The following is a 22,196-nucleotide window of genomic DNA, read 5'->3' on the forward strand; positions in this document are numbered from 1 at the left end:
AGATGGGTATAAGAGCCAGGTTCGTGGCGGGGCGGTGCCTGGTGGTGGGGGAGTTGGCGGTCGAGTCGGACCCGAGGTGGGGTGCGTACCGTACGAGTCGCTCACCGTTGTGGATCCGGGCTGGCCCGGAGGGGAGAGGGAAGGACTCGCTCGATGATCCTGACGATCAACGTGGCGGTTCTGCTGGCCGTCGTCATCGTCCTGCGGCTGCGTCGGCGCACCGAGGCCCGGAGCCGGGCCGACGAGAGACTGACCGTGGCGCTCGTGCTGGTATTCGGGGTGCTCGTCGCCCCGACGGCGTTCGGCCGGGGGATCCTGGACGTCGTGGGGCAGGTGGTGGACGGGGCCTCGGGGGTGGGGGAGCCGTGAGCCGGTCCGCCTAGGGTGGCCGCATGGAACGCGCGCGATGGATCTTCGGACCGCTCGGCGGAGTCGTGCTGGCCGGGGCCGTGAACGCCACCGGAACATGGGAGCTCGCCGAGGTCTCGATGGGGGAGTTCCTGGCGCGGCGGCGCGACGATGTCCAGCGGCTCATGGACGGGATCCGGTCGGTCTGCCGGTTCGACGACGAGGCCATGGCCATCGCCGACGAGCTGGGCTGGTTCCGGGACTACGAGGTCGCCGCGGCGTATCTGGCGCTGTACTCCGGGAACCTCGCGGCCGACCCGGAGTTCCTGGACCGGCTCGACGAGCCGCCCGTCGTCCGGCGGATGTGCCGGATGGCGGTGGATCTCCAGCTGACGGAGTTCCTGGGCGCCCTGATCGGCGTCGCCGCCCGGGTGGAGGCAGAGGAAGAGGCCGGCCCGGGCGCGGAACGGATCGTCGACGTACTCGCGCTCGCGTGCGACCTCGCGGACGCGACGGGCACCACCACCCCGGCGCAGGTCTTCCGGATGTGGCGGGTCGCGCAGCTGCCGGGGATCCTCGACCGGCGGTCACCCACGCCGGCGTACCTGAAGGCCGGGTTCCGGGCGTACGACGAGGCGCTGGAGGCGTTGCTCGTCGGGGACGCGTGGCGCGACACCGTGCGGCGGACCGCCGGGGCCTGAACTTCCGACCTCTACGAAGTGCGAGGCGTTGTGCGCACCGGGGGATGGGGCTGGTCTACCGGGTGCGCCACCTGGGGTGGGACGTCGGACTGGCGCTGAAGGTGCCGCGTACGGAGTTCGTGGCGTCACTTGAGACGGTGGGTGACTTCGCGGCCGGGGGGCGAGGGAAGACCTGGGTCGGCCTCGGGCTGTACCCGCACACCGTGCGCTGCGGCTATCACCGACGGGACATGGCGCTGGTCGTACGGCGGCAACGACACGACCGGCGCGACGAAGAGCGGCGGGGACCACGTCGACGTCCGCTGACGGAGGCTTCTGGCCGTGCCTGATCGACTACGTCGTCTTCGGCGCGTCGGTCGACCGGATCTAGAGGCCCTGTCGGGGTAGCCGGAGTTCGAAGAGGGCACCCTCTCCAGGGGCGTCGCCGACCGTCAGGGTGCCTCCGTGGCGGGTCGCGATGTCCCTGGCGATCGCCAGACCCAGGCCCGCACCGCCGTCGTCCCTCGCGCGGGACTCGTCGAGGCGGACGAAGCGTTCGAAGATGCGTTCGCGGTCGGCGGGCGGAACGCCGGCGCCGTCGTCGGTGACCTGGAGGACCGCCCAGTCGGGGGTCGTGCGCAGGGTGACCGCGACGCGGTCGTCGGCGTGGCGGGCGGCGTTGTCCAGAAGGTTGCCGAGGACACGGTGGATCTGGTTGCGCGAGCCGCGCAGTTCCACCGAGCCGACGCTCTCCAGCACCACCCCCTCCCGGGAGGCCACCTCGTCCCGGACGACCGTCGCCAGGTCGAAGCGGGCGTCCGGCGGCGGGCGCTCCCCCGCGTCCAGCCGGGCCAGCAGCAGCAGGTCGGCGGCGAGGCTCTGCAACCGTACGGTGTCCTCGACCGCGCCCTCCAGATCCAGCAACTCGGGGTGCGCGGCGGCCACTTCGAGCTGGGTGCGCAGGGAGGCGATCGGGCTGCGCAGCTCGTGCGAGGCGTCCGCGACGAACGCGCGCTGCCGCTCCACCGAGGTCTCCAGCGCGGCCAGGGTCTCGTTCGTGGTCCGCGCCAACCGGGCGATCTCGTCGTGCGTGTCCGGCTCGGGTACGCGCCGGGAGAGGTCCTCGGAGGCGGTGATGGCGGCCATCTCGGAGCGGATGCCCTCGACGGGACGCAGGGCGCGCCCGGTGACGACGTACGTCACCCCGCTGACGGTCAGCAGCAGCAGCGGCAGCCCGATGAGCATCGTCGTCAGCGCGGTGCCGACGGCGTCCTCCTCGGTGGCGAGCGGGGCGCCCGCGTAGACGGTGAGCGGCACACCGCCCGGGGTGACCACGTCGACCCCGGCGAACCGGTAGTCCGCCGTCTCCCCCTCGACGGTCGCGCTGCCCTCGCCGTACCAGGTCTCGTCGGCGACCTGACCGGCGCGGAGCTTCCCCTCGTCCTCCGCCTCGCGGTCGCCCTCCGCCGAGTCGTCGGCGTCGTCGTTGGTCTCGGAGTTCAGCCGGTCCGAGGCGACGGAGGTGATGTCCATGCCCTCCACGTCCTCGCCGACCGCGACGGGCTTCTCCTGCCGGTCCAGGACCTCCACCGGGTTCTCGTCGCCGTCCGGCAGCACGAGCTTGTCGTACGCGAACCCGTTCGCCAGCGCCGAGGCCGCGTTGCGGGCCACCGAGTCGGCCTCCGCGTCCGCCTTGTCGATGAGGGAGAACCGCAGCGAGAGCAGCACGGCGGCGCCCGCGGCCACCAGGGCGACGGCCACGACGACGGTCGCGGCGAGGGTCGCGCGGGCCCGCACCGAGCCGAGTCGGCGCCTCACGGGCGGACCTCCAGCCGGTAACCGGCCCCGCGCACGGTCTTGATGAGCGTGGGGCCGAGCTTGCGGCGCAGGGTGCTGATGTAGACCTCGACGATGTTCGGGTCGCCGTCGTAGGCGAAGTCCCAGACGTGCTCCAGGATGTCGGCCTTCGAGACGACCTCACCGGCCCGCTGGACGAGCTGTTCCAGGACGGAGAACTCCTTGGTGGTGAGGGTGATCTCGTCCTCGGCGAGGAAGACCCGCCGGGCGGCGGTGTCGACCTTCAGCTCGCCGACCTCGTGCACGGGCGAGGCACCGCCGGCCGGGCCGCGCCGCCGCAGCAGCGCCTTCACCCGGGCGACCAGGACGACATAGCTGAACGGCTTGGTCAGATAGTCGTCGGCGCCCGTGTCGAGGCCCTCGGCCTCGTCGTACTCGCCGTCCTTGGCGGTCAGCATCAGGATCGGCACGTCGTGGCCCGCGGCGCGCAGGGCGGCGCAGACGCGGTAGCCGTTCATGCCGGGCAGCATGATGTCCAGGATCACGAGGTCGTACGACCCCTCGCTCGCCCGGTGCAGTCCCTCGGTGCCGTCGTGGACGACGTCCACGGCATAGCCCTCGGCGGTCAGCCCCTTGGCCAGCGACACCGCGAGCCGCTTCTCATCTTCCACGATCAACAGACGCATGCGTCGAGCTTGGCAAACCGAACCTGAAGCGGTCTTCAGGGGGCTTCAGGTCGGCTTCAGCGTCGCTCGGCCAGATTGGTCCACGTCGAAAGCGACAGCATCCGTCACTGGAGGAACCCCATGAAGCGCAACATCGTCATCGCCACCATCGCGGCCGTCGCCCTGATCGGCGGCGGCACCGTGACCGCCATCGCGGTCTCGGGTGATGACGAGGCGCCGGCGAAGAAGAGCGTGTCGGTGTCGAACGACGCCGATGACACGGCCCAGGACACGGCGGAGGACCAGGCCGCCCGTGACACCGACCAGGACGCCCAGGACAAGGCCGAGAACGCGGCCGAGGCGAAGGCCGGCCAGGTCACGGCCGCCGAGGCGATCACCACCGCGCTGAAGGCCAAGTCCGGTACGGCCGTCTCCGCCGACCTCGACGACGAGGGCACGAACCTGGTGTGGGACGTCGACGTGCTGACCGCCGGCGACAAGTGGTTCAGCGTCCAGGTCGACCCCGCCACCGGCAAGGTCCTCGGCACCTACGCCGACCGGGACGACGACGGTGACGACGCCGCCGAGACCGCGCAGATCCGGGCCGCTCTCCAGGGCAGCTCCGTGACCGCCGTGGAGGCCGCGGAGGCCGCCGCCGCCAAGGGCACGGTGACCTCGGTCGACCTCGACGAGGAGAGCGCGGACAAGGCCTGGGAGGTCGACACCACCGCCGCCGACGGCACCGGCAGCGACTGGAGGGTGAACCCGATCTCCGGCAAGCTCACGGCCGACCGCTCGAACGACTGACCCCCTCCCCGAGACCACCTCTCCCCCCACACGCACAGGTAGGGGCACCCGGCACCGGGTGCCCCTACCTGTGCGTGTGGGACAACCGGACGCTGACGTTGTCCGGTGCTGTTTGGTGCTGTGCGGGAGGTCCGGAACATCGGTTCATCTCGGCACGGGTGGCCCGTAAGGCCGTGTTCGTGGAGCCGACAGGCAGACGGACGCCCGCTTGTTCCTGCTCGTTCGCGGGGTCGCGGAATGCCCGGCCGCGATAGGGCCAGACGGCTGAAAAAACGGTGATGCAGGAGCTACGCTGTGTGACGTGCGGAGCTGGTGGGGGGCCACATGGGGCTGTTCGGAGAACGCCAGGCGTTTCTGGAGAAGCTGGGCGAAGCCGATCGCCAGTCACTGCTGAGCCTGGGCCTCCCGCGCGTCTACCAGCCCCAGGAGGAACTCCTCGGTGAAGGCGCGTCCAACACGTTCGTCCTCGTCATCCTGAGCGGCTGGTGCACGGTGTGGCGGGCGACGGAACGCGGGCGTCACATTCTCGCCCTGCGCCAGGCCGGAGAGCTGGTCGGTGAGATGTCGGCTCTGGACGGACGTCCCCGCAGCGCCACCGTGAGCGCGCTGGACACAGTGCGGGCGCTCGCCGTGCCGGGCGGCCGATTCCGGCACTTCATGGCGGCCCGCCCCTTCGTGACCGGCCTGGTGATGACGCAGCTCAGCGAACGGCTGCGCAGCGCGGACGGCCAGCGCAGCTCCCTGGCCTCGGCCACCGTCCTCGAACGGCTCGCCGCCTGTCTCGTGGAGCTGGCAGACCGCACGGGCCGTGAGGAGAGCGGCGCCGTGGTCATCCGGCTTCCCCTGTCCCAGCACGAGATCGCCGCCGCGATCGGCGCGACCCGCGAGGCGGTGGCCAAAGCGCTGCGGCTGCTCCGTGAGCAGGGACTGGTCCACACCGCACCGAAGGTCATCTCCGTCGCCGACCTGGAGCCCCTGCGGCTGCTCGGCGGCACCCGCGCCGCTCCCGGCGCGGGGAACACCGCCGCACGGCGGCCGGGTGTGTAAACGGCTACAGCGCGGCTCGTGGTCCGACGGGAGAGTGACGGCAGACGGCCGGTACCGGATGTGAAGACGCCCGGCGAGAGACAGGGGAGCGGAGCATGCACGGCGGGACACAGTACGGATTCATCATCAACCTGGACACCCAGGGTTCGGGTACGACCCCCGACCCGGATCGCCCGGCCCTGCGGGAGCGGATCTACCAGGTGGTCGAGGACGCCTTCGGCAAGGCGGACGTCGCCGACGCCCGGCTTGCCCAGGAGGACCGCGGTGACGGCATCCTCGCCGTGGTGGAGCCGCGCCGCCCCGGATCGATCGTCGGCGAGTGGGCCGAGTACCTCCACCAGAACCTGCGCCAGGTCAACCGGGAGCTGGGCCGGCCACTGCGGCTGCGCGCCGGGCTCGACGTGGGCCCGTTCACCCCCGACGGTCACGGCTTCTCCGGCGCCGCGGTCGATCTGGCCTGCCGGATCGGCAACTGCGAGGAGGCCAAGTCCGTGCTCGCCGCCGTGCCGGACGCACCGCTGCTGGTGGCCGTCACCGACCGGCTCTACCAGGACGTCGTCAAGCACGGCGGGCGGTGGATCGATCCGACGCACTACCGCCAGTACCGGGTACGGCTGAAGGAAGGGGAGCAGCAGCCGTGGTTCACGGTTCCGGGCCTCGGGGCGCCGCCGCCCGCCGCCGGGCGCGCCGGGGCGGCTCCGGCGAAGGAGGACCCCGGGCCGCCGGCGGCCCGAAGAGGGGACGAGTCCGCCGGCTTCCACTTCGGGGACGTCACCGCCAGTGACTCCGCACAGGTGCTCCAGGGCCGGTTCGGGGACATCACCTTCGATCACAGCCGTGGCGGTAACGGCTCCGGAGGAAGGTCATGAGCAGCGTCGACACGGACGCCTCGCAGGCCCAGGCGGACCACGGACAAGGGCACGCGCAGGACGGGGACCCGGAGGGTGGCCAGGGGCGGCCCGGCAGGCCGCAGGGGCAACGCGACGACGGCAGCCCGGCGGCGGCAGGCCCGGCGGAGGACGAGATCCTGGGCGGCTCCGACACGGACCCGTCGGCCAAGGAGGGCGGACGGGCCACCGCGGGGCCGGGCGCCGCGCACTTCGCCCGGGAGACCCGGTCGGTCTTCCTTCGGGACGCCAGCACATACGTCGGCGGCACCATCAACTCGGTCAACTTCCGGTTCGGTGACACCACCCGTGCGTCGCTGCTCGCGGGACCGCTGCCCGACGACGAACTGCGGCGGTTACGGCGGCGGTTCACCCCTCCGCCGAACTACGACGACTGCAAGCTGCAGCTGAGCGAGGACCGTCTGCTGGTGCTCTGCGGGCAGCCCGGCAGCGGGCGGATGTACGCCGCCCTGTCGTTGCTCGACGACCTGAGCCGGGGCCGGGTGTCCCGTCTCGACCCCGGAACGGACCTCACCGGCCTGGACTCCGACGACGAGGGCGGCCGCATCGCCGAGGGCCACGGCTACGCGCTGGAACCGGCCGAAGGCCGGCTCCCCGAACTGCACCTGGACCGGCTCTGCCGCCTGCTGGCCGATCGTGGCGCCTACGCGGTCCTGCTGTCCGTGCCCGAACCGGGCGCCCGCGGAGCGGGACAGGCCCGCTACCACCGCACGCATACGTCGGCCGCCGAGGACGCCGTGCTCGACGGCCATCTGGCCGGGGAACTCGACGGCGGGCCGTCCGGTGCCCGGGAGGCGGCCCGGCGGCTGGCGCGCAGCGGCCGGGTGCGGGACGCGCTGGGCCTGGAGGTGCTGCTGCCCGCCGAGGCGGCCCGGCTCGCCGGCCTCGTCGCACGGTGTGTCACCGGAGAGCTGACCGAGGAGGAGTTGCTGGCGGAGTGCCGCGGTTTCGCCGCCGAGCAGGTGCGCGAGTGGTTCGCCGGCAGTCCTGCCGCCGAGACGCTGCCCGCGCTGCGGGACGCGGCGTTCCGGGTCTCGCTCGCGGTGTTCGGCGGCAGTTCGTTCAACGTCGCCGCCGAAGCCGCGGAACTGCTGGCCTGGGAACTGGCGGTGACCGTCGACCCCGAGCAGGTGCCCGGGAGGCCCGTGCTCAGCGACGGACTGGAAGCCCGGCTCGCCCTGGGCCGCGCCACGACGAAACTGCGCAGGCAGCCGGTGGTGGCGGGCGCGGACATCCCGGTGCGCACCGTGAACTTCCTCGGCACCGCCCTGGCGCCGGCCGTGCTCGCGCATCTGTGGGAGCACCACCACAACATGCGTGGCCCGGTGCTGCGCTGGCTGGACTCGCTCGGCCAGGACCGGCGCGAGGACGTGTGGACCAGGGCCGCGGTGGCGGCGGGCGAACTGTGCCGGCTGGACTGCGCCCACACCCTCCAGGAGCTGCTCGTCCCGATGGCCGAGGCCGACCACGCCCGCCGGGGCCTGTTCGTCGCCACCGCCCTGCAGGGCGTGTTGGAGGACCCGGAGGTCGGAGCGGCCCTGCGCTCCCTGGTCAAGAAGTGGAGCACCAGTGACCAGGCGAATCTTCGGTGGACGGCCGCCGCCGTGCTCAGCCGGGGAACCGCGACCAGGACCGTGGGGGAGGCGCTGAACAGGCTCGGCCGGATCGGCACCTGGAAGGACGGGCGACTGCGGACCGTCGCCGCGGAGAGCGTCGCCCACCTGGCGGGATTCACCACCGACCGTGAGCCGCTGGCCAGGATCAGGGCCTGGCTCGGCGACAGCAGGCGCCCCCACCAGAACCTCGGCCTTGCCAGCACCCTGCTCCTGGCCGAACTGGTCGTGGAGGACGTCTGGAACCCCGCCGGGGAACTCGGCGGACGCGAACAGTGGCCGCTGGCCCTGGCGGTCTGCGCGACGCGTCCGCAGCTGGCCGCCGAGGTCGCCGGGCTGCTGTGGACCGCACTCAACACCGATCGCTCCTACCGGATCGCGCTCGCCATCCTGGCCAGGTGGCTGCGCAAGTGCCAGGGCAAGGACTGGGAGGCCGACGTCATGCGCTTCCTGCCGTTGCTGGTGCTGACCGAGGACGATCGACAGCGGATGCTCTCGCTGATCAAGGAACTGTCCCAGGACCCCGACGAACCGTTGGAACCGGAGCACGCTCACCGCCTGCTGCAGGCGGCCCAGGCAGGAGGAGCCCGATGAGCCAGAACGCCCACCAGGGGCCGGGCAACGAGCCCGGTTCGGCCGCCATGGAACTGCCGGACGACCTGCGAGGCCCGTTCCTGCGCGAATTCGTCCCGGACGGTCCGTACCAGCACGTCGGACTGCAGCGTGCCGCCGTGGTGCACTACCGCAACGGCGGCCACAGCATCATCACCGCGCAGCGCGCCGAGCACACGGACAGACCCCGGTTCGGCAAGCAGCCCGTGTCGGTCTGCCTGATCGCCCGCGGACGCCACCAGGCGTCCTTCGAGATGCAGTTGCCCAGCCGCGGTGATCAGGGCAGCTTCACCTGCTCGGTGGACGTCCACTGGGAGGTCGAGGACTTCTTCCTGGCGGCGGAGAAGCGGGTGGTGGACGTCGAGAAGATGCTGCGGGCCCCGCTGCTGGCACGGTTGCGGGTGCTGACCCGGCGCTACGGCCTCGACGCCGCCCAGCACTGCGACGAGGCGATCCAGGCGGAGCTGGCGAGCGGGAGCTGGGCGCCCTTCGGCGCCGACCTCGGTCTGAGCACCGTGGTCTATGTGCGCATCGACCTGGGCCGGGCCGCCACGGACCACCGCAAGGCCCTGCTGGACGTGCAGCACACCGCGATCGTGCAGTCGGCGAAGGACCAGGCGGACGCGGCACGCGTGCAGGCCAACCTGTCGACGGCGCGTGAGCTCATCGCCGCCGGGGAGGCCGGTCAGTACGCGTATCTGCTCGCGCAGGATCCGACCCGGGCCGAGGAGGTCCTGCGGGAGCTCCAGGGCCAGGCGCGGGAGCAGCGGCAGGGGGCGCTGGAGTACCTGTCGCGGCTGATCGACCAGGGCGTGGTGCAGCGCCATCAGGTCGAGGGGCAGGTGCAACGGCTCATCGACTACGCCAGAGCGACCAGCGGGACACTGTTCGACAGCGGCCTGCCGCAGCCCCCGACGGCGCTTCCGACGTCGCCCGGTGTCGGCGATCCGGCTCCGGGGCAGCAGACCGACACGACCTGGTACCCGACGGCGTCGGTCCTGCCGCCGCAGCCTCCGGTGCCGCCCTACCAGCCGCCGCAGGACGTGCCACCGGTTCCTCCCGCGCGGTCCGCGCCCCCGGTGCCGCCCGCCCCGCCCGCGGCGGCGGGCACGCCGGCGCAGGACGACCCGCAGCCGGCCGCTGTCGACGGGAAGGTCAACTACGTCCGGCAGGGGCGGCGCCGGTCGCGGCCGGGATCCGACGGCACTGCCGGGGGCAACGGCTGACCTGGACGCAGCCAGGTCACGCTCGGGAGGCGGCTGTCCACGGACGTCTTCGCGTGTACCCGTTGGTGACCTGGGGTACAGTCATCCGCTTCGATTGGCCAGCCCCATGCCCCATATGGCAGACTGTCCGAGTTGCTCGGTCGAGTGTTGATGCTGCGCGCCTCCCGCCGGGAGGACCGAAAGCGAGTCCCACAGTACTCGTCGCCCTAACTGCCGTAAGGCAGCGCTGGGGCGGACGTACGGGAATCTTTCGGGAAGCAAGGTACGGCACAGACCAGGCACCCGGTGGGCCTTCCGCCCCCGGCTTGCGGTTCCGGAAGGGCCGTGCTCCCAGACAAGGGATGCTCGAACAAGGGGCATCTGTGTCAGTCAGAGCGCGACACACCCGACCGCGTGGGTCGGAGAGCGGAAGACAGGAACACCGGGTTCCAGAGCGTTAAACGAGACAAAGGACTACTGAGTAGCCATGGCGGGACAGAAGATCCGCATCCGGCTCAAGGCCTACGACCACGAGGTCATCGACTCCTCGGCGAAGAAGATCGTCGAGACGGTGACTCGCACTGGTGCGTCGGTCGCGGGCCCGGTGCCGCTGCCCACTGAGAAGAACGTGTACTGCGTCATCAAGTCGCCGCACAAGTACAAGGACTCGCGCGAGCACTTCGAGATGCGCACGCACAAGCGCCTGATCGACATTCTCGACCCGACGCCCAAGACCGTTGACTCTCTGATGCGACTCGACCTTCCGGCCGGTGTCGACATCGAGATCAAGCTCTAGGGATCGGTGATCTGAGAATGGCTAAGCAGATCAAGGGCATCCTGGGCGAGAAGCTCGGCATGACGCAGGTGTGGGACGAGAACAACCGCGTTGTTCCGGTCACCGTCGTCAAGGCCGGCCCCAACGTCGTCACCCAGGTCCGCACGAACGACGTCGACGGCTACGAGTCCGTCCAGATCGCGTTCGGCGAGATCGACCCGCGCAAGGTGAACAAGCCCCTCAAGGGCCACTTCGCCAAGGCCGACGTCACTCCCCGCCGCCACCTCGTCGAGATCCGTACCGCTGACGCCAGCGAGTACACCCTCGGCCAGGAGATCACCGCTGAGGTGTTCGAGGCCGGCATCAAGGTCGACGTGACCGGCAAGAGCAAGGGCAAGGGCTTCGCCGGTGTCATGAAGCGTCACAACTTCAAGGGCCTCGGCGCCGGACACGGCACCCAGCGCAAGCACCGCTCTCCCGGTTCCATCGGTGGCTGCGCCACCCCGGGCCGCGTGTTCAAGGGCCTCCGCATGGCGGGTCGTATGGGCAACGAGCGGGTCACCACCCAGAACCTGACCGTCCACGCCGTTGACGCGGAGAAGGGTCTGCTGCTCATCAAGGGCGCTGTCCCCGGTCCGAACGGCGGCCTCGTCCTGGTCCGCACCGCGGCCAAGGGGGCCTGAGGTACCGATGAGCACTGTTGACATCCTTTCGCCTGCCGGCGAGAAGACCGGAAGCGTCGAACTCCCCGCGGAGATCTTCGGCGTGGAGAAGGTCAGCATCCCGCTGATCCACCAGGTCGTCGTTGCGCAGAACGCGGCTGCCCGTCAGGGCACGCACAAGACCAAGACCCGCGGCGAGGTTCGCGGTGGCGGTAAGAAGCCTTACCGTCAGAAGGGCACCGGCCGCGCACGCCAGGGCTCGACCCGCGCGCCGCAGTTCGCCGGCGGTGGCGTCGTCCACGGCCCGCAGCCGCGTGACTACTCGCAGCGGACCCCGAAGAAGATGAAGGCTGCCGCTCTGCGTCACGCCCTCACCGACCGGGCCCGCAACAACCGCATCCACGTCGTCACCGGCGTGATCGAGGGCGAGGCTCCTTCCACGAAGGCCGCTCGAACGCTGTTCGGCAAGATCTCGGAGCGCAAGAACCTGCTCCTGGTCGTCGACCGCGCCGACGAGGCCGCGTGGCTGTCCGCCCGCAACCTGCCCCAGGTCCACATCCTGGAGCCGGGCCAGCTGAACACGTACGACGTGATCGTCTCGGACGACGTGGTCTTCACCCAGGCCGCTCTCGAGTCCTTCGTCGCCGGCCCGAAGGCCAACGACACCGAAGGGAGCGAGGCCTGATGGCTACGCGTCACCCGAGCATTGCCCCCAAGGCTGCCAAGGCCGCCAAGGCCGCGCGCGTCGCCAAGGCGCGTCGCCACGAGGCCGAGGGCAAGAACACCGTCATCACCGCGCCCAGCAAGGCGTTCACGGACCCCCGTGACGTGCTGCTGAAGCCGGTCGTGTCGGAGAAGAGCTACGCGCTCCTCGACGAGAACAAGTACACGTTCATCGTCGCGCCCGGCGCCAACAAGACCCAGATCAAGCAGGCCGTCCAGGCGGTCTTCTCGGTCAAGGTCACCGGGGTCAACACGATCAACCGCATCGGCAAGCGCAAGCGCACCAAGACCGGTTTCGGTCAGCGTGCCGGCACGAAGCGCGCGATCGTGACCCTTGCCGAGGGCGACCGTATCGACATCTTCGGCGGTCCGACCGCGTAAGCGGGTCGGATCGTCCGATATCGGACGAGGACTGAAAAATGGGAATCCGCAAGTACAAGCCGACTACGCCGGGCCGTCGTGGCTCCAGCGTCGCCGACTTCGTCGAGGTCACGCGGTCCACGCCGGAGAAGTCGCTGGTCCGCCCGCTGCACAGCAAGGGCGGCCGTAACAACGCCGGTCGTGTGACCGTTCGCCACCAGGGTGGCGGACACAAGCGCGCCTACCGTGTCATCGACTTCCGTCGCCATGACAAGGACGGCGTGCCGGCGAAGGTCGCGCACATCGAGTACGACCCCAACCGCACCGCGCGCATCGCGCTGCTGCACTACGCGGACGGCGAGAAGCGCTACATCCTCGCCCCGCGCAACCTGCAGCAGGGTGACCGCGTCGAGAACGGTCCCGGGGCCGACATCAAGCCGGGCAACAACCTGGCGCTCCGCAACATCCCGGTCGGTACCACGATCCACGCGATCGAGCTCCGTCCCGGTGGCGGCGCCAAGTTCGCCCGCTCCGCCGGTACCTCCGTGCAGCTGCTCGCGAAGGAGGGCTCGATGGCCCACCTCCGCATGCCTTCCGGTGAGATCCGTCTGGTCGACCAGCGCTGCCGCGCCACGGTCGGCGAGGTCGGCAACGCCGAGCAGAGCAACATCAACTGGGGTAAGGCCGGCCGTAAGCGCTGGCTGGGCGTTCGCCCGACCGTCCGCGGTGTGGCGATGAACCCGGTCGACCACCCGCACGGTGGTGGTGAGGGCAAGACCTCCGGTGGTCGCCACCCGGTCTCCCCGTGGGGTCAGAAGGAGGGTCGTACTCGTTCGCCGAAGAAGGCTTCGAACAAGTACATCGTCCGCCGCCGCAAGACGAACAAGAAGCGCTAGGAGCGGGTTTAGATGCCGCGCAGTCTCAAGAAGGGGCCCTTCGTCGACGACCACCTGATCAAGAAGGTGGACGCCCAGAACGAAGCAGGCACCAAGAACGTCATCAAGACCTGGTCCCGTCGCTCCATGATCGTGCCGGCCATGCTCGGCCACACGCTCGCGGTGCACAACGGCAAGACCCACATCCCGGTGTTCGTCACCGAGTCGATGGTCGGTCACAAGCTCGGCGAGTTCTCGCCGACTCGTACCTTCCGGGGTCACGTCAAGGACGACCGGAAGTCGAAGCGCCGCTAGTAGCGGATCGCATTCAGACACGTAAGTAACTGAGAGGGACAACCATGGAAGCCAGGGCCCAGGCGCGGTACATCCGCGTTACGCCCATGAAGGCCCGCCGCGTGGTGGACCTTATCCGTGGCATGGATGCCACGGAGGCTCAGGCTGTTCTGCGATTCGCTCCGCAGGCAGCCTCCGTGCCGGTCGGCAAGGTGCTCGACAGCGCCATTGCCAACGCCGCGCACAACTACGACCACACCGACGCCGACAGCCTCTTCATCTCCGAGGCGTACGTCGACGAGGGCCCGACCCTGAAGCGGTTCCGTCCGCGCGCCCAGGGCCGTGCCTACCGGATCCGCAAGCGGACCAGCCACATCACCGTGGTCGTCAGCAGCAAGGAAGGAACCCGGTAATGGGCCAGAAGGTTAACCCGCATGGGTTCCGGCTCGGTGTCACCACGGACTTCAAGTCCCGGTGGTACGCCGACAAGCTGTACAAGGACTACGTCAAGGAAGACGTCGCCATCCGTCGGATGATGACGTCCGGTATGGAGCGCGCCGGCATCTCGAAGGTGGAGATCGAGCGCACCCGTGACCGTGTCCGCGTGGACATCCACACCGCGCGTCCGGGCATCGTCATCGGCCGCCGTGGCGCCGAGGCCGACCGCATCCGCGGTGACCTCGAGAAGCTCACGGGCAAGCAGGTCCAGCTGAACATCCTCGAGGTCAAGAACCCCGAGACGGACGCTCAGCTGGTTGCTCAGGCCGTCGCCGAGCAGCTCTCCTCCCGCGTCTCCTTCCGTCGGGCCATGCGTAAGAGCATGCAGTCCGCCATGAAGGCCGGCGCCAAGGGCATCAAGATCCAGTGCGGTGGCCGCCTCGGCGGCGCCGAGATGTCCCGCTCGGAGTTCTACCGCGAGGGCCGTGTGCCCCTGCACACGCTCCGCGCGAACGTGGACTACGGCTTCTTCGAGGCCAAGACGACCTTCGGCCGCATCGGTGTGAAGGTCTGGATCTACAAGGGCGATGTCAAGAACATCGCCGAGGTCCGCGCCGAGAACGCCGCAGCCCGCGCCGGCAACCGCCCGGCCCGTGGTGGCGGCGGCGCCGACCGCCCGGCCCGTGGTGGCCGTGGTGGCGAGCGTGGCGGTCGCGGTCGTAAGCCGCAGCAGGCTCCCGCCGCCGAGGCCCCCAAGGCCGAGGCTCCGGCGGCTGCCGCTCCGGCTGAGAGCACCGGAACGGAGGCCTGACCGACATGCTGATCCCCCGTAGGGTCAAGCACCGCAAGCAGCACCACCCGAAGCGCCGTGGTCAGGCCAAGGGCGGTACGACGGTCGCGTTCGGCGAGTACGGCATTCAGGCCCTCACGCCGGCGTACGTGACCAACCGCCAGATCGAGGCGGCCCGTATCGCGATGACCCGCCACATCAAGCGTGGCGGCAAGGTCTGGATCAACATCTACCCGGACCGCCCGCTCACGAAGAAGCCTGCCGAGACCCGCATGGGTTCCGGTAAGGGTTCTCCGGAGTGGTGGATCGCGAACGTGCACCCGGGCCGGGTCATGTTCGAGCTGTCCTACCCCAACGAGAAGATCGCCCGTGAGGCCCTGACTCGCGCAGCCCACAAGCTGCCGATGAAGTGCCGGATCGTCAAGCGCGAGGCAGGTGAAGCGTGATGTCGGCCGGTACCAAGGCGTCCGAGCTGCGCGAACTGGGTGACGAGGAGCTTCTGGCGAAGCTTCGCGAAGCCAAGGAAGAGCTGTTCAACCTCCGCTTCCAGGCGGCGACGGGTCAGCTCGAGAACCACGGTCGGCTCAAGGCCGTCCGTAAGGACATCGCGCGGATCTACACCCTGATGCGTGAGCGCGAGCTGGGCATCGAGACGGTGGAGAGCGCCTGATGAGTGAGAGCAACGTGACTGAGCAGACTGCAGAGGCCCGCGGCTTCCGCAAGACCCGTGAGGGTCTCGTCGTCAGCGACAAGATGGACAAGACCGTCGTCGTCGCCGTCGAGGACCGCGTCAAGCACGCGCTGTACGGCAAGGTCATCCGCCGTACGAACAAGCTCAAGGCGCACGACGAGCAGAACGCCGCGGGTGTCGGCGACCGTGTCCTCCTCGCGGAGACCCGGCCGCTGTCCGCCACGAAGCGGTGGCGCGTCGTCGAGATCCTCGAGAAGGCCAAGTAATTTCCTGCGGGGATCATCCCGCAGGACAGTTCCGCCAGGCTCCGGGAGCCGCTCGCTGAGCGGCTCCCGGGGAACCGGCAGACAAACAGGAGATAGACGTGATCCAGCAGGAGTCGCGACTGCGTGTCGCCGACAACACTGGTGCGAAGGAAATCCTTTGCATCCGTGTGCTCGGTGGCTCCGGTCGCCGCTACGCGGGCATCGGTGACGTCATCGTCGCCACCGTCAAGGACGCGATCCCCGGCGGCAACGTGAAGAAGGGTGACGTCATCAAGGCGGTCATCGTTCGCACCGTCAAGGAGCGCCGCCGTCCCGACGGCTCGTACATCCGCTTCGACGAGAACGCCGCTGTCATTCTCAAGAACGACGGCGACCCTCGTGGCACCCGTATCTTCGGCCCGGTGGGCCGGGAGCTGCGCGAGAAGAAGTTCATGAAGATCATCTCGCTCGCGCCGGAGGTGCTGTAAGCATGAAGATCAAGAAGGGCGACCTGGTTCAGGTCATCACCGGTAAGGACAAGGGCAAGCAGGGCAAGGTCATCGCGGCCTACCCCCGCGAGGACCGCGTCCTGGTCGAGGGTGTCAACCGGGTCAAGAAGCACACCAAGGCCGGCCCCACCGCCAAGGGTTCGCAGGCCGGTGGCATCGTCACGACCGAGGCGCCCGTCCACGTCTCCAACGTCCAGCTGGTCGTTGAGAAGGACGGCAACAAGGTCGTCACGCGTGTCGGTTACCGCTTCGACGACGAGGGCAACAAGATCCGCGTTGCCAAGCGGACGGGTGAGGACATCTGATGGCTACCACCACCACTCCGCGTCTCAAGACGAAGTACCGCGAGGAGATCGCGGGCAAGCTGCGTGAGGAGTTCTCCTACGAGAACGTCATGCAGATCCCCGGCCTCGTCAAGATCGTGGTCAACATGGGTGTGGGCGACGCCGCCCGCGACTCCAAGCTGATCGACGGCGCGATTCGCGACCTCACCACGATCACCGGTCAGAAGCCGGCCGTCACCAAGGCCCGCAAGTCCATCGCGCAGTTCAAGCTGCGTGAGGGTCAGCCGATCGGTGCCCACGTCACGCTCCGTGGCGACCGCATGTGGGAGTTCCTGGACCGCACCCTGTCGCTCGCGCTGCCGCGCATCCGCGACTTCCGTGGTCTGTCCCCCAAGCAGTTCGACGGCCGTGGCAACTACACCTTCGGTCTCACGGAGCAGGTCATGTTCCACGAGATCGACCAGGACAAGATCGACCGTACCCGGGGTATGGACATCACCGTGGTGACCACGGCGACCAACGACGCTGAGGGCCGCGCCCTCCTTCGTCACCTCGGCTTCCCCTTCAAGGAGGCGTGAGCGAGATGGCGAAGAAGGCTCTGATTGCCAAGGCTGCTCGCAAGCCCAAGTTCGGTGTGCGCGCGTACACCCGCTGCCAGCGCTGCGGCCGTCCGCACTCCGTGTACCGCAAGTTCGGCCTGTGCCGCGTGTGCCTTCGTGAGATGGCTCACCGTGGCGAGCTGCCGGGCGTGACCAAGAGCTCCTGGTAGTCCCCGCTTTTAGGGACTCCAAGGGCTCTCGGTAAGCACTGGGCGTGTCAGGCGCCCTCCTCTCCATGGCTTAGGCTAGGAGGGTTGGGCGCCTGACAGTCGCCTTTACGACTTACTACGCCGTAGGTCCACCGCACCGCACCCGCCTCGTCTCGGATCGAGGAGAGGGATGGCGCACCAGGAAACCCCGGCGAGAGAGGCCGAAGGCCAATTCATGACCATGACTGATCCGATCGCAGACATGCTTACGCGTCTGCGGAACGCGAACTCGGCATACCACGACTCCGTGACGATGCCGGCGTCCAAGATCAAGTCTCACATCGCGGAGATCCTCCAGCAGGAGGGCTTCATCACGGGCTGGAAGGTCGAGGACGCCGAGGTCGGCAAGAACCTCGTCCTCGAGCTGAAGTTCGGCCCGAACCGTGAGCGCTCCATCGCGGGCATCAAGCGGATCTCCAAGCCCGGTCTCCGGGTTTACGCGAAGTCCACCTCCCTGCCCAAGGTGCTGGGTGGCCTCGGCGTGGCGATCATCTCCACGTCGCACGGGCTCCTCACCGACAAGCAGGCCGGCAAGAAGGGCGTAGGCGGAGAAGTCCTCGCCTACGTCTGGTAGCGGAAGGGAACGGAGGAAACAGCTATGTCGCGTATTGGCAAGCTCCCCATCACGGTTCCCGCCGGCGTGGACGTCACCATCGACGGCCGCACGGTCTCGGTCAAGGGCCCCAAGGGCACGCTGACCCACACCGTCGCATCGCCGATCGACATCGCCAAGGGTGAGGACGGCGTTCTGAACGTCACCCGCCCCAACGACGAGCGTCAGAACAAGGCCCTGCACGGCCTGTCCCGCACGCTGGTGGCGAACATGATCACCGGCGTGACCACGGGTTACGTGAAGAAGCTCGAAATCAGCGGTGTCGGTTACCGCGTCGCGGCCAAGGGCTCGAACCTCGAGTTCGCGCTCGGCTACAGCCACTCGATCACTGTCGAGGCCCCCGAGGGCATCACCTTCAAGGTGGAGAACCCGACCCGTTTCTCGGTCGAGGGCATCGACAAGCAGAAGGTCGGCGAGGTTGCGGCCAACATCCGCAAGCTGCGCAAGCCCGACCCGTACAAGGCCAAGGGCGTCAAGTACGAGGGCGAAGTCATTCGCCGCAAGGTCGGAAAGGCGGGTAAGTAAGCCATGGCATACGGACAGAAGATCCTCAAGGGCGATGCTTACAAGCGCGCCGCGATCAAGCGTCGCCACATCCGGATCCGTAAGCACATCTCGGGTACGGCTGAGCGTCCGCGTCTCGTTGTGACGCGCTCGAACCGCCACATCGTGGCCCAGGTCATCGACGACATCAAGGGTCACACCCTGGCGTCGGCGTCGACCCTGGACACCTCGATCCGCGGTGCCGAGGGCGACAAGTCCGCGCAGGCCAAGTCGGTCGGCGCCCTGGTCGCCGAGCGCGCCAAGGCCGCCGGTGTCGAGGCTGTCGTATTCGACCGTGGTGGCAACCAGTACGCCGGGCGCATCGCCGCCCTGGCGGACGCCGCCCGCGAAGCCGGACTCAAGTTCTGAGCCGCTTCCGTAGCTAGCGGAAACAGAGAGAGGTAATCCAATGGCTGGACCCCAGCGCCGTGGAAGCGGTGCCGGTGGCGGCGAGCGGCGGGACCGGAAGGGCCGTGACGGCGGCGCTGCTGCCGCCGAGAAGACCGCGTACGTTGAGCGCGTAGTCGCGATCAACCGCGTCGCCAAGGTTGTCAAGGGTGGTCGTCGCTTCAGCTTCACCGCGCTGGTCGTGGTGGGCGACGGTGACGGCACCGTGGGTGTCGGTTACGGCAAGGCCAAGGAGGTGCCGGCCGCGATCGCCAAGGGTGTTGAAGAGGCCAAGAAGCACTTCTTCAAGGTCCCCCGTATCCAGGGCACCATCCCGCACCCGATCACGGGCGAGAAGGCCGCGGGCGTCGTCCTGCTCAAGCCTGCTTCCCCCGGTACCGGCGTTATCGCCGGTGGCCCGGTGCGTGCAGTGCTCGAGTGCGCCGGCGTTCACGACATCCTGTCGAAGTCGCTCGGTTCGTCGAACGCGATCAACATCGTGCACGCGACCGTGGAGGCCCTCAAGGGCCTGCAGCGTCCCGAGGAGATCGCGGCTCGCCGTGGTCTGCCCCTTGAGGACGTCGCTCCCGCGGCTCTGCTGCGTGCGCGTGCCGGGGCCGGTGCTGCGTAATGGCACAGCTCAAGATCACGCAGACGAAGTCGTACATCGGCAGCAAGCAGAACCACCGTGACACCCTGCGCTCCCTTGGTCTCAAGGGCATCAACACGCAGGTCGTCAAGGAGGATCGTCCCGAGTTCCGCGGCATGGTGCACACCGTCCGCCACCTCGTGACGGTCGAGGAGGTCGACTGATCATGGCGGAGAACAACCCGCTCAAGATCCACAACCTCCGTCCCGCCCCGGGCGCCAAGACCGCCAAGACCCGTGTGGGTCGTGGTGAGGCGTCGAAGGGTAAGACGGCCGGTCGTGGTACCAAGGGCACGAAGGCCCGTTACCAGGTTCCGGAGCGCTTCGAGGGTGGGCAGATGCCCCTCCACATGCGTCTTCCGAAGCTGAAGGGCTTCAAGAACCCGTTCAAGACCGAGTTCCAGGTCGTGAACCTCGACAAGCTGGCCGCGCTCTACCCCGAGGGTGGCGAGGTCACGGTCGAGGGTCTGGTGGCCAAGGGTGCCGTTCGCAAGAACAGCCTCGTCAAGGTCCTCGGCCAGGGTGAGATCTCCGTGGCGCTGCAGGTGACGGTCGACGCCGTCTCCGGCTCCGCCAAGGAGAAGATCACCGCGGCCGGCGGCACCGTCACCGAGCTCGTCTGAACACCTCAGGCGTCTCGATGACTTGAGCGATCCCGACCGGGGATACCCCACAAATGGGGTATCCCCGGTTGGTCGTTCCTAGGGTGGCAGTCTCGCCGGTAAGGTGGCCTGCACTGCCAACTTTCACAGGGTGCTGCACCTGGGGCACCCTGAGCGGCAGTTGGCCGTTACGTATTCGTCTGTATCCGTCGAACCTCAAGACCGTCACCCTTGACGCAGTAGCGCGGGGGTCGCAGGAGGCACCGTGCTCACCGCGTTCGCCCGGGCGTTCAAGACGCCCGACCTGCGCAAGAAGCTGCTCTTCACGCTGGCCATCATCGTGGTGTACCGAGTCGGTACGCATATCCCGATCCCCGGCGTCGACTACAAGTCCGTTCAGCAGTGCGTCGACGAGGCGTCCGCGAACCAGGGCCTCTTCGGTCTGGTCAACATGTTCAGTGGTGGCGCGCTGCTGCAGATCACCATCTTCGCGCTCGGGATCATGCCGTACATCACGGCGAGCATCATCCTTCAGCTGCTGACCGTGGTCATCCCGCGCCTGGAAGCCCTCAAGAAGGAGGGTCAGGCCGGTACCGCGAAGATCACGCAGTACACCCGGTACCTGACCGTGGCGCTCGCCATCCTTCAGGGCACCGGCCTCGTCGCCACCGCCCGCAGCGGCGCCCTGTTCTCCGGCTGCACCGCCGCGTCGTCCATCGTCCCGGACCGCTCGATCTTCACCACGATCGTCATGGTCATCACCATGACCGCCGGTACGGCCGTCGTGATGTGGCTCGGTGAGCTCATCACCGACCGCGGCATCGGCAACGGCATGTCGATCCTGATGTTCATCTCGATCGCCGCCACCTTCCCGTCGGCCCTGTGGGCCATCAAGAAGCAGGGCACCCTGGCGGACGGCTGGATCGAGTTCGGCACCGTCGTCGCGGTCGGCCTGGTCATGGTCGGTCTGGTGGTCTTCGTCGAGCAGGCTCAGCGCCGAATCCCCGTTCAGTACGCGAAGCGGATGATCGGCCGCCGCGCCTACGGCGGTACGTCCACGTACATCCCGCTGAAGGTGAACCAGGCGGGTGTGATTCCCGTCATCTTCGCGTCGTCGCTGCTGTACATCCCGGCTCTCATCGCGCAGTTCTCGAGCAGCAACTCCGGCTGGAAAACCTGGGTCGAGCAGAATCTGACCAAGGGCGACCACCCGATTTACATCACCATGTACTTCCTGCTGATCGTTTTCTTCGCCTTCTTCTACGTCGCGATCTCCTTCAACCCCGAGGAAGTCGCCGACAACATGAAGAAGTATGGTGGCTTCATCCCGGGCATCCGGGCTGGCCGACCGACCGCTGAGTACCTCTCCTACGTACTCAACCGGATCACCTGGCCGGGTTCGCTGTACTTGGGTCTGATCGCTCTCGTCCCGACGATGGCGTTGGTTGGTTTCGGGGCAAACCAGAACTTCCCGTTCGGCGGGACCAGCATCCTGATCATCGTGGGTGTGGGTCTTGAGACGGTGAAGCAGATCGAGAGCCAGCTCCAGCAGCGCAATTACGAAGGGTTCCTCCGCTGATGCGAATCGTCCTCGTCGGGCCGCCTGGCGCCGGAAAGGGAACGCAGGCCACCCGCCTCGCCGAGAAACTGCGTGTCCCGCACATCTCCACGGGCGACCTGTTCCGCGCCAACATCAGCCAGCAGACGGACCTTGGCAAACTCGCGAAGTCCTACATGGACGCCGGCAACCTCGTCCCCGACGAGGTCACCATCGCGATGGCGAAGGACCGCATGGAACAGCCGGACGCCGTGAACGGCTTCCTGCTGGACGGCTTCCCGCGGAACGTCTCGCAGGCCGAGGCGCTGGACGAGCTGCTCACCACCGAGGGCATCAAGCTGGACGCGGTGCTGGACCTGGAGGCCCCCGAGGAGGAGGTCGTCAAGCGGATCGCCGGTCGGCGCATCTGCCGTAACGACTCCTCGCACGTCTTCCACGTGACGTACAAGAAGCCGGCCAAGGAAGACGTCTGTGACGTCTGCGGCGGCGAGCTGTACCAGCGGGACGACGACTCCGAGGCCACCGTCCGCACCCGGCTCGAGGTCTACCACACGCAGACCGAGCCGATCATCGACTACTACAAGTCGCAGGGCCTGGTCGTCACGATCGAGGCCATGGGTCCGGTGGACGAGGTCACCACTCGTGCGCTGGCCGGACTGAAGCGTGAGGGCGACGACCAGTAGTCGTCGACCTGGTACGGCCGTGGAGT

At 68.5% G+C, this 22,196-nt stretch carries 33 protein-coding genes; 31 read left to right on the forward strand and 2 right to left on the reverse strand.

Going from position 1 to position 22,196, the window contains the following annotated elements; all coding sequences use genetic code 11:
* Nucleotides 1-153: 153 nt before the first annotated feature.
* The 3 genes from HLK59_RS23835 to HLK59_RS23845 are packed head-to-tail and all read left to right on the forward strand — an operon-like array spanning nucleotide 154 to nucleotide 1,378.
* Complete coding sequence (locus tag HLK59_RS23835; protein ID WP_171143544.1) at nucleotides 154-369, forward strand: hypothetical protein; 216 nt, start codon at nucleotides 154-156, stop codon at nucleotides 367-369.
* A gap of 23 nt (nucleotides 370-392) precedes the next feature.
* Nucleotides 393-1,049 carry a hypothetical protein gene (locus HLK59_RS23840; protein WP_171143545.1) on the forward strand — a complete coding sequence of 219 codons (657 nt, stop codon included), beginning with the start codon at nucleotides 393-395 and terminating at the stop codon, nucleotides 1,047-1,049.
* Nucleotides 1,050-1,093: 44 nt separating this feature from the next.
* Entirely contained in the window at nucleotides 1,094-1,378 is a 285-nt protein-coding gene (locus HLK59_RS23845) for a hypothetical protein (RefSeq protein WP_171143546.1), read from the forward strand.
* 37 nt (nucleotides 1,379-1,415) lie between these two features.
* Here the strand turns inward: HLK59_RS23845 and HLK59_RS23850 are convergent, their stop codons facing one another.
* Together HLK59_RS23850 and HLK59_RS23855 are read right to left on the reverse strand one after the other, a co-directional pair.
* Nucleotides 1,416-2,846: a HAMP domain-containing sensor histidine kinase gene (locus HLK59_RS23850; protein WP_171143547.1), complete on the reverse strand. Its 1,431-nt coding sequence runs from the start codon at nucleotides 2,844-2,846 to the stop codon at nucleotides 1,416-1,418.
* Entirely contained in the window at nucleotides 2,843-3,511 is a 669-nt protein-coding gene (locus tag HLK59_RS23855; protein WP_171143548.1) for a response regulator transcription factor, read from the reverse strand. Before HLK59_RS23855 ends, HLK59_RS23850 begins: the two co-directional genes overlap by 4 nt.
* Before the next feature lie 120 nt (nucleotides 3,512-3,631).
* Between HLK59_RS23855 and HLK59_RS23860 the strand changes: the two genes are divergently transcribed.
* The 28 genes from HLK59_RS23860 (at nucleotide 3,632) to HLK59_RS23995 (ending at nucleotide 22,170) form a co-directional block, all read left to right on the forward strand.
* Nucleotides 3,632-4,297, forward strand: coding sequence for a PepSY domain-containing protein (locus HLK59_RS23860; protein ID WP_171143549.1), 666 nt, complete (start codon nucleotides 3,632-3,634; stop codon nucleotides 4,295-4,297).
* A gap of 324 nt (nucleotides 4,298-4,621) precedes the next feature.
* Nucleotides 4,622-5,344 (forward strand): Crp/Fnr family transcriptional regulator, encoded by a 723-nt coding sequence (locus tag HLK59_RS23865; RefSeq protein ID WP_171143550.1) that lies wholly within the window; start codon nucleotides 4,622-4,624, stop codon nucleotides 5,342-5,344.
* A gap of 95 nt (nucleotides 5,345-5,439) precedes the next feature.
* Complete coding sequence (locus tag HLK59_RS23870) at nucleotides 5,440-6,213, forward strand: hypothetical protein (RefSeq protein WP_171143551.1); 774 nt, start codon at nucleotides 5,440-5,442, stop codon at nucleotides 6,211-6,213.
* The gene (locus HLK59_RS23875) at nucleotides 6,210-8,459 is read left to right on the forward strand and encodes a hypothetical protein (protein WP_171143552.1); all 2,250 of its coding nucleotides are present in this window, start codon (nucleotides 6,210-6,212) and stop codon (nucleotides 8,457-8,459) included. Before HLK59_RS23870 ends, HLK59_RS23875 begins: the two co-directional genes overlap by 4 nt.
* On the forward strand, nucleotides 8,456-9,703 hold the full coding sequence (locus HLK59_RS23880) for a hypothetical protein (protein ID WP_171143553.1): 1,248 nt from the start codon (nucleotides 8,456-8,458) through the stop codon (nucleotides 9,701-9,703). Before HLK59_RS23875 ends, HLK59_RS23880 begins: the two co-directional genes overlap by 4 nt.
* Before the next feature lie 466 nt (nucleotides 9,704-10,169).
* Nucleotides 10,170-10,478 carry a 30S ribosomal protein S10 gene (gene rpsJ, locus HLK59_RS23885; RefSeq protein WP_003948644.1) on the forward strand — a complete coding sequence of 103 codons (309 nt, stop codon included), beginning with the start codon at nucleotides 10,170-10,172 and terminating at the stop codon, nucleotides 10,476-10,478.
* A 17-nt stretch (nucleotides 10,479-10,495) separates the two neighbouring features.
* Nucleotides 10,496-11,140 (forward strand): 50S ribosomal protein L3, encoded by a 645-nt coding sequence (gene rplC, locus HLK59_RS23890; protein ID WP_020135811.1) that lies wholly within the window; start codon nucleotides 10,496-10,498, stop codon nucleotides 11,138-11,140.
* Nucleotides 11,141-11,147: 7 nt separating this feature from the next.
* The gene (rplD, locus tag HLK59_RS23895) at nucleotides 11,148-11,804 is read left to right on the forward strand and encodes a 50S ribosomal protein L4 (RefSeq protein WP_171143554.1); all 657 of its coding nucleotides are present in this window, start codon (nucleotides 11,148-11,150) and stop codon (nucleotides 11,802-11,804) included.
* On the forward strand, nucleotides 11,804-12,223 hold the full coding sequence (gene rplW / locus HLK59_RS23900) for a 50S ribosomal protein L23 (RefSeq protein ID WP_171143555.1): 420 nt from the start codon (nucleotides 11,804-11,806) through the stop codon (nucleotides 12,221-12,223). The genes rplD and rplW overlap by 1 nt, the downstream gene beginning before the upstream one ends.
* A gap of 38 nt (nucleotides 12,224-12,261) precedes the next feature.
* A complete protein-coding gene (gene rplB, locus HLK59_RS23905; RefSeq protein WP_171143556.1) occupies nucleotides 12,262-13,098 on the forward strand; it encodes a 50S ribosomal protein L2 in 837 nt (278 codons plus the stop codon).
* Between the two features lie 12 nt (nucleotides 13,099-13,110).
* On the forward strand, nucleotides 13,111-13,392 hold the full coding sequence (gene rpsS, locus HLK59_RS23910; RefSeq protein ID WP_003992359.1) for a 30S ribosomal protein S19: 282 nt from the start codon (nucleotides 13,111-13,113) through the stop codon (nucleotides 13,390-13,392).
* A gap of 44 nt (nucleotides 13,393-13,436) precedes the next feature.
* Entirely contained in the window at nucleotides 13,437-13,784 is a 348-nt protein-coding gene (gene rplV, locus HLK59_RS23915) for a 50S ribosomal protein L22 (RefSeq protein ID WP_003974262.1), read from the forward strand.
* On the forward strand, nucleotides 13,784-14,620 hold the full coding sequence (rpsC, locus tag HLK59_RS23920) for a 30S ribosomal protein S3 (RefSeq protein WP_171143557.1): 837 nt from the start codon (nucleotides 13,784-13,786) through the stop codon (nucleotides 14,618-14,620). The genes rplV and rpsC overlap by 1 nt, the downstream gene beginning before the upstream one ends.
* 5 nt (nucleotides 14,621-14,625) lie before the next feature.
* Nucleotides 14,626-15,045, forward strand: coding sequence for a 50S ribosomal protein L16 (gene rplP, locus HLK59_RS23925; RefSeq protein WP_004927269.1), 420 nt, complete (start codon nucleotides 14,626-14,628; stop codon nucleotides 15,043-15,045).
* Nucleotides 15,045-15,269: a 50S ribosomal protein L29 gene (gene rpmC, locus HLK59_RS23930; RefSeq protein ID WP_003998824.1), complete on the forward strand. Its 225-nt coding sequence runs from the start codon at nucleotides 15,045-15,047 to the stop codon at nucleotides 15,267-15,269. Before rplP ends, rpmC begins: the two co-directional genes overlap by 1 nt.
* Complete coding sequence (gene rpsQ, locus HLK59_RS23935) at nucleotides 15,269-15,556, forward strand: 30S ribosomal protein S17 (RefSeq protein ID WP_007384073.1); 288 nt, start codon at nucleotides 15,269-15,271, stop codon at nucleotides 15,554-15,556. Before rpmC ends, rpsQ begins: the two co-directional genes overlap by 1 nt.
* Before the next feature lie 98 nt (nucleotides 15,557-15,654).
* The gene (gene rplN, locus HLK59_RS23940) at nucleotides 15,655-16,023 is read left to right on the forward strand and encodes a 50S ribosomal protein L14 (protein ID WP_003992364.1); all 369 of its coding nucleotides are present in this window, start codon (nucleotides 15,655-15,657) and stop codon (nucleotides 16,021-16,023) included.
* A gap of 2 nt (nucleotides 16,024-16,025) precedes the next feature.
* Nucleotides 16,026-16,349 carry a 50S ribosomal protein L24 gene (gene rplX, locus HLK59_RS23945; protein ID WP_107904101.1) on the forward strand — a complete coding sequence of 108 codons (324 nt, stop codon included), beginning with the start codon at nucleotides 16,026-16,028 and terminating at the stop codon, nucleotides 16,347-16,349.
* Nucleotides 16,349-16,906, forward strand: coding sequence for a 50S ribosomal protein L5 (gene rplE / locus HLK59_RS23950; RefSeq protein WP_030619154.1), 558 nt, complete (start codon nucleotides 16,349-16,351; stop codon nucleotides 16,904-16,906). The genes rplX and rplE overlap by 1 nt, the downstream gene beginning before the upstream one ends.
* Nucleotides 16,907-16,911: 5 nt before the next feature.
* Nucleotides 16,912-17,097, forward strand: a complete 186-nt coding sequence (locus HLK59_RS23955; protein ID WP_003956452.1) for a type Z 30S ribosomal protein S14 — start codon at nucleotides 16,912-16,914, stop codon at nucleotides 17,095-17,097.
* Between the two features lie 214 nt (nucleotides 17,098-17,311).
* The gene (gene rpsH, locus HLK59_RS23960) at nucleotides 17,312-17,710 is read left to right on the forward strand and encodes a 30S ribosomal protein S8 (RefSeq protein WP_013001411.1); all 399 of its coding nucleotides are present in this window, start codon (nucleotides 17,312-17,314) and stop codon (nucleotides 17,708-17,710) included.
* A 24-nt stretch (nucleotides 17,711-17,734) separates the two neighbouring features.
* Complete coding sequence (gene rplF, locus HLK59_RS23965; RefSeq protein WP_171143558.1) at nucleotides 17,735-18,274, forward strand: 50S ribosomal protein L6; 540 nt, start codon at nucleotides 17,735-17,737, stop codon at nucleotides 18,272-18,274.
* Nucleotides 18,275-18,277: 3 nt separating this feature from the next.
* Nucleotides 18,278-18,661 (forward strand): 50S ribosomal protein L18, encoded by a 384-nt coding sequence (gene rplR, locus HLK59_RS23970; RefSeq protein WP_046263520.1) that lies wholly within the window; start codon nucleotides 18,278-18,280, stop codon nucleotides 18,659-18,661.
* A 40-nt stretch (nucleotides 18,662-18,701) separates the two neighbouring features.
* Nucleotides 18,702-19,310 carry a 30S ribosomal protein S5 gene (gene rpsE / locus HLK59_RS23975; RefSeq protein ID WP_010354225.1) on the forward strand — a complete coding sequence of 203 codons (609 nt, stop codon included), beginning with the start codon at nucleotides 18,702-18,704 and terminating at the stop codon, nucleotides 19,308-19,310.
* On the forward strand, nucleotides 19,310-19,492 hold the full coding sequence (gene rpmD, locus HLK59_RS23980; protein ID WP_005481207.1) for a 50S ribosomal protein L30: 183 nt from the start codon (nucleotides 19,310-19,312) through the stop codon (nucleotides 19,490-19,492). The genes rpsE and rpmD overlap by 1 nt, the downstream gene beginning before the upstream one ends.
* A gap of 2 nt (nucleotides 19,493-19,494) precedes the next feature.
* Nucleotides 19,495-19,950, forward strand: coding sequence for a 50S ribosomal protein L15 (gene rplO / locus HLK59_RS23985; protein WP_003974249.1), 456 nt, complete (start codon nucleotides 19,495-19,497; stop codon nucleotides 19,948-19,950).
* 244 nt (nucleotides 19,951-20,194) lie between these two features.
* On the forward strand, nucleotides 20,195-21,508 hold the full coding sequence (gene secY, locus HLK59_RS23990; RefSeq protein WP_171143559.1) for a preprotein translocase subunit SecY: 1,314 nt from the start codon (nucleotides 20,195-20,197) through the stop codon (nucleotides 21,506-21,508).
* Complete coding sequence (locus HLK59_RS23995; protein WP_171143560.1) at nucleotides 21,508-22,170, forward strand: adenylate kinase; 663 nt, start codon at nucleotides 21,508-21,510, stop codon at nucleotides 22,168-22,170. Before secY ends, HLK59_RS23995 begins: the two co-directional genes overlap by 1 nt.
* The last annotated feature ends 26 nt before the right edge of the window (nucleotides 22,171-22,196 follow it).

It is taken from the genome of Streptomyces sp. S3(2020), from assembly GCF_013044505.1.
Lineage (GTDB): Bacteria > Actinomycetota > Actinomycetes > Streptomycetales > Streptomycetaceae > Streptomyces.

Excerpts from the sequence above, each read along its gene's own strand:
- rpmC (WP_003998824.1), top strand. The coding sequence starts at position 15,045 with ATGTCGGCCGGTACCAAGGCGTCCGAGCTGCGCGAACTGGGTGACGAG.
- rplF (WP_171143558.1), top strand. The coding sequence starts at position 17,735 with ATGTCGCGTATTGGCAAGCTCCCCATCACGGTTCCCGCCGGCGTGGAC.
- rplR (WP_046263520.1), top strand. The coding sequence starts at position 18,278 with ATGGCATACGGACAGAAGATCCTCAAGGGCGATGCTTACAAGCGCGCC.
- rplV (WP_003974262.1), top strand. The coding sequence starts at position 13,437 with ATGGAAGCCAGGGCCCAGGCGCGGTACATCCGCGTTACGCCCATGAAG.
- HLK59_RS23875 (WP_171143552.1), top strand. The coding sequence starts at position 6,210 with ATGAGCAGCGTCGACACGGACGCCTCGCAGGCCCAGGCGGACCACGGA.
- rpsH (WP_013001411.1), top strand. The coding sequence starts at position 17,312 with ATGACCATGACTGATCCGATCGCAGACATGCTTACGCGTCTGCGGAAC.
- rpsC (WP_171143557.1), top strand. The coding sequence starts at position 13,784 with ATGGGCCAGAAGGTTAACCCGCATGGGTTCCGGCTCGGTGTCACCACG.
- rplP (WP_004927269.1), top strand. The coding sequence starts at position 14,626 with ATGCTGATCCCCCGTAGGGTCAAGCACCGCAAGCAGCACCACCCGAAG.
- rpsE (WP_010354225.1), top strand. The coding sequence starts at position 18,702 with ATGGCTGGACCCCAGCGCCGTGGAAGCGGTGCCGGTGGCGGCGAGCGG.
- HLK59_RS23840 (WP_171143545.1), top strand. The coding sequence starts at position 393 with ATGGAACGCGCGCGATGGATCTTCGGACCGCTCGGCGGAGTCGTGCTG.
- HLK59_RS23860 (WP_171143549.1), top strand. The coding sequence starts at position 3,632 with ATGAAGCGCAACATCGTCATCGCCACCATCGCGGCCGTCGCCCTGATC.
- rplW (WP_171143555.1), top strand. The coding sequence starts at position 11,804 with ATGGCTACGCGTCACCCGAGCATTGCCCCCAAGGCTGCCAAGGCCGCC.
- HLK59_RS23880 (WP_171143553.1), top strand. The coding sequence starts at position 8,456 with ATGAGCCAGAACGCCCACCAGGGGCCGGGCAACGAGCCCGGTTCGGCC.
- rplE (WP_030619154.1), top strand. The coding sequence starts at position 16,349 with ATGGCTACCACCACCACTCCGCGTCTCAAGACGAAGTACCGCGAGGAG.
- rpmD (WP_005481207.1), top strand. The coding sequence starts at position 19,310 with ATGGCACAGCTCAAGATCACGCAGACGAAGTCGTACATCGGCAGCAAG.
- HLK59_RS23955 (WP_003956452.1), top strand. The coding sequence starts at position 16,912 with ATGGCGAAGAAGGCTCTGATTGCCAAGGCTGCTCGCAAGCCCAAGTTC.
- HLK59_RS23855 (WP_171143548.1), bottom strand. The coding sequence starts at position 3,511 with ATGCGTCTGTTGATCGTGGAAGATGAGAAGCGGCTCGCGGTGTCGCTG.
- rpsQ (WP_007384073.1), top strand. The coding sequence starts at position 15,269 with ATGAGTGAGAGCAACGTGACTGAGCAGACTGCAGAGGCCCGCGGCTTC.
- HLK59_RS23835 (WP_171143544.1), top strand. The coding sequence starts at position 154 with ATGATCCTGACGATCAACGTGGCGGTTCTGCTGGCCGTCGTCATCGTC.
- rpsJ (WP_003948644.1), top strand. The coding sequence starts at position 10,170 with ATGGCGGGACAGAAGATCCGCATCCGGCTCAAGGCCTACGACCACGAG.
- HLK59_RS23995 (WP_171143560.1), top strand. The coding sequence starts at position 21,508 with ATGCGAATCGTCCTCGTCGGGCCGCCTGGCGCCGGAAAGGGAACGCAG.
- rplO (WP_003974249.1), top strand. The coding sequence starts at position 19,495 with ATGGCGGAGAACAACCCGCTCAAGATCCACAACCTCCGTCCCGCCCCG.
- HLK59_RS23845 (WP_171143546.1), top strand. The coding sequence starts at position 1,094 with ATGGGGCTGGTCTACCGGGTGCGCCACCTGGGGTGGGACGTCGGACTG.
- HLK59_RS23870 (WP_171143551.1), top strand. The coding sequence starts at position 5,440 with ATGCACGGCGGGACACAGTACGGATTCATCATCAACCTGGACACCCAG.
- rplC (WP_020135811.1), top strand. The coding sequence starts at position 10,496 with ATGGCTAAGCAGATCAAGGGCATCCTGGGCGAGAAGCTCGGCATGACG.
- rpsS (WP_003992359.1), top strand. The coding sequence starts at position 13,111 with ATGCCGCGCAGTCTCAAGAAGGGGCCCTTCGTCGACGACCACCTGATC.
- rplX (WP_107904101.1), top strand. The coding sequence starts at position 16,026 with ATGAAGATCAAGAAGGGCGACCTGGTTCAGGTCATCACCGGTAAGGAC.
- rplB (WP_171143556.1), top strand. The coding sequence starts at position 12,262 with ATGGGAATCCGCAAGTACAAGCCGACTACGCCGGGCCGTCGTGGCTCC.
- HLK59_RS23865 (WP_171143550.1), top strand. The coding sequence starts at position 4,622 with ATGGGGCTGTTCGGAGAACGCCAGGCGTTTCTGGAGAAGCTGGGCGAA.
- rplD (WP_171143554.1), top strand. The coding sequence starts at position 11,148 with ATGAGCACTGTTGACATCCTTTCGCCTGCCGGCGAGAAGACCGGAAGC.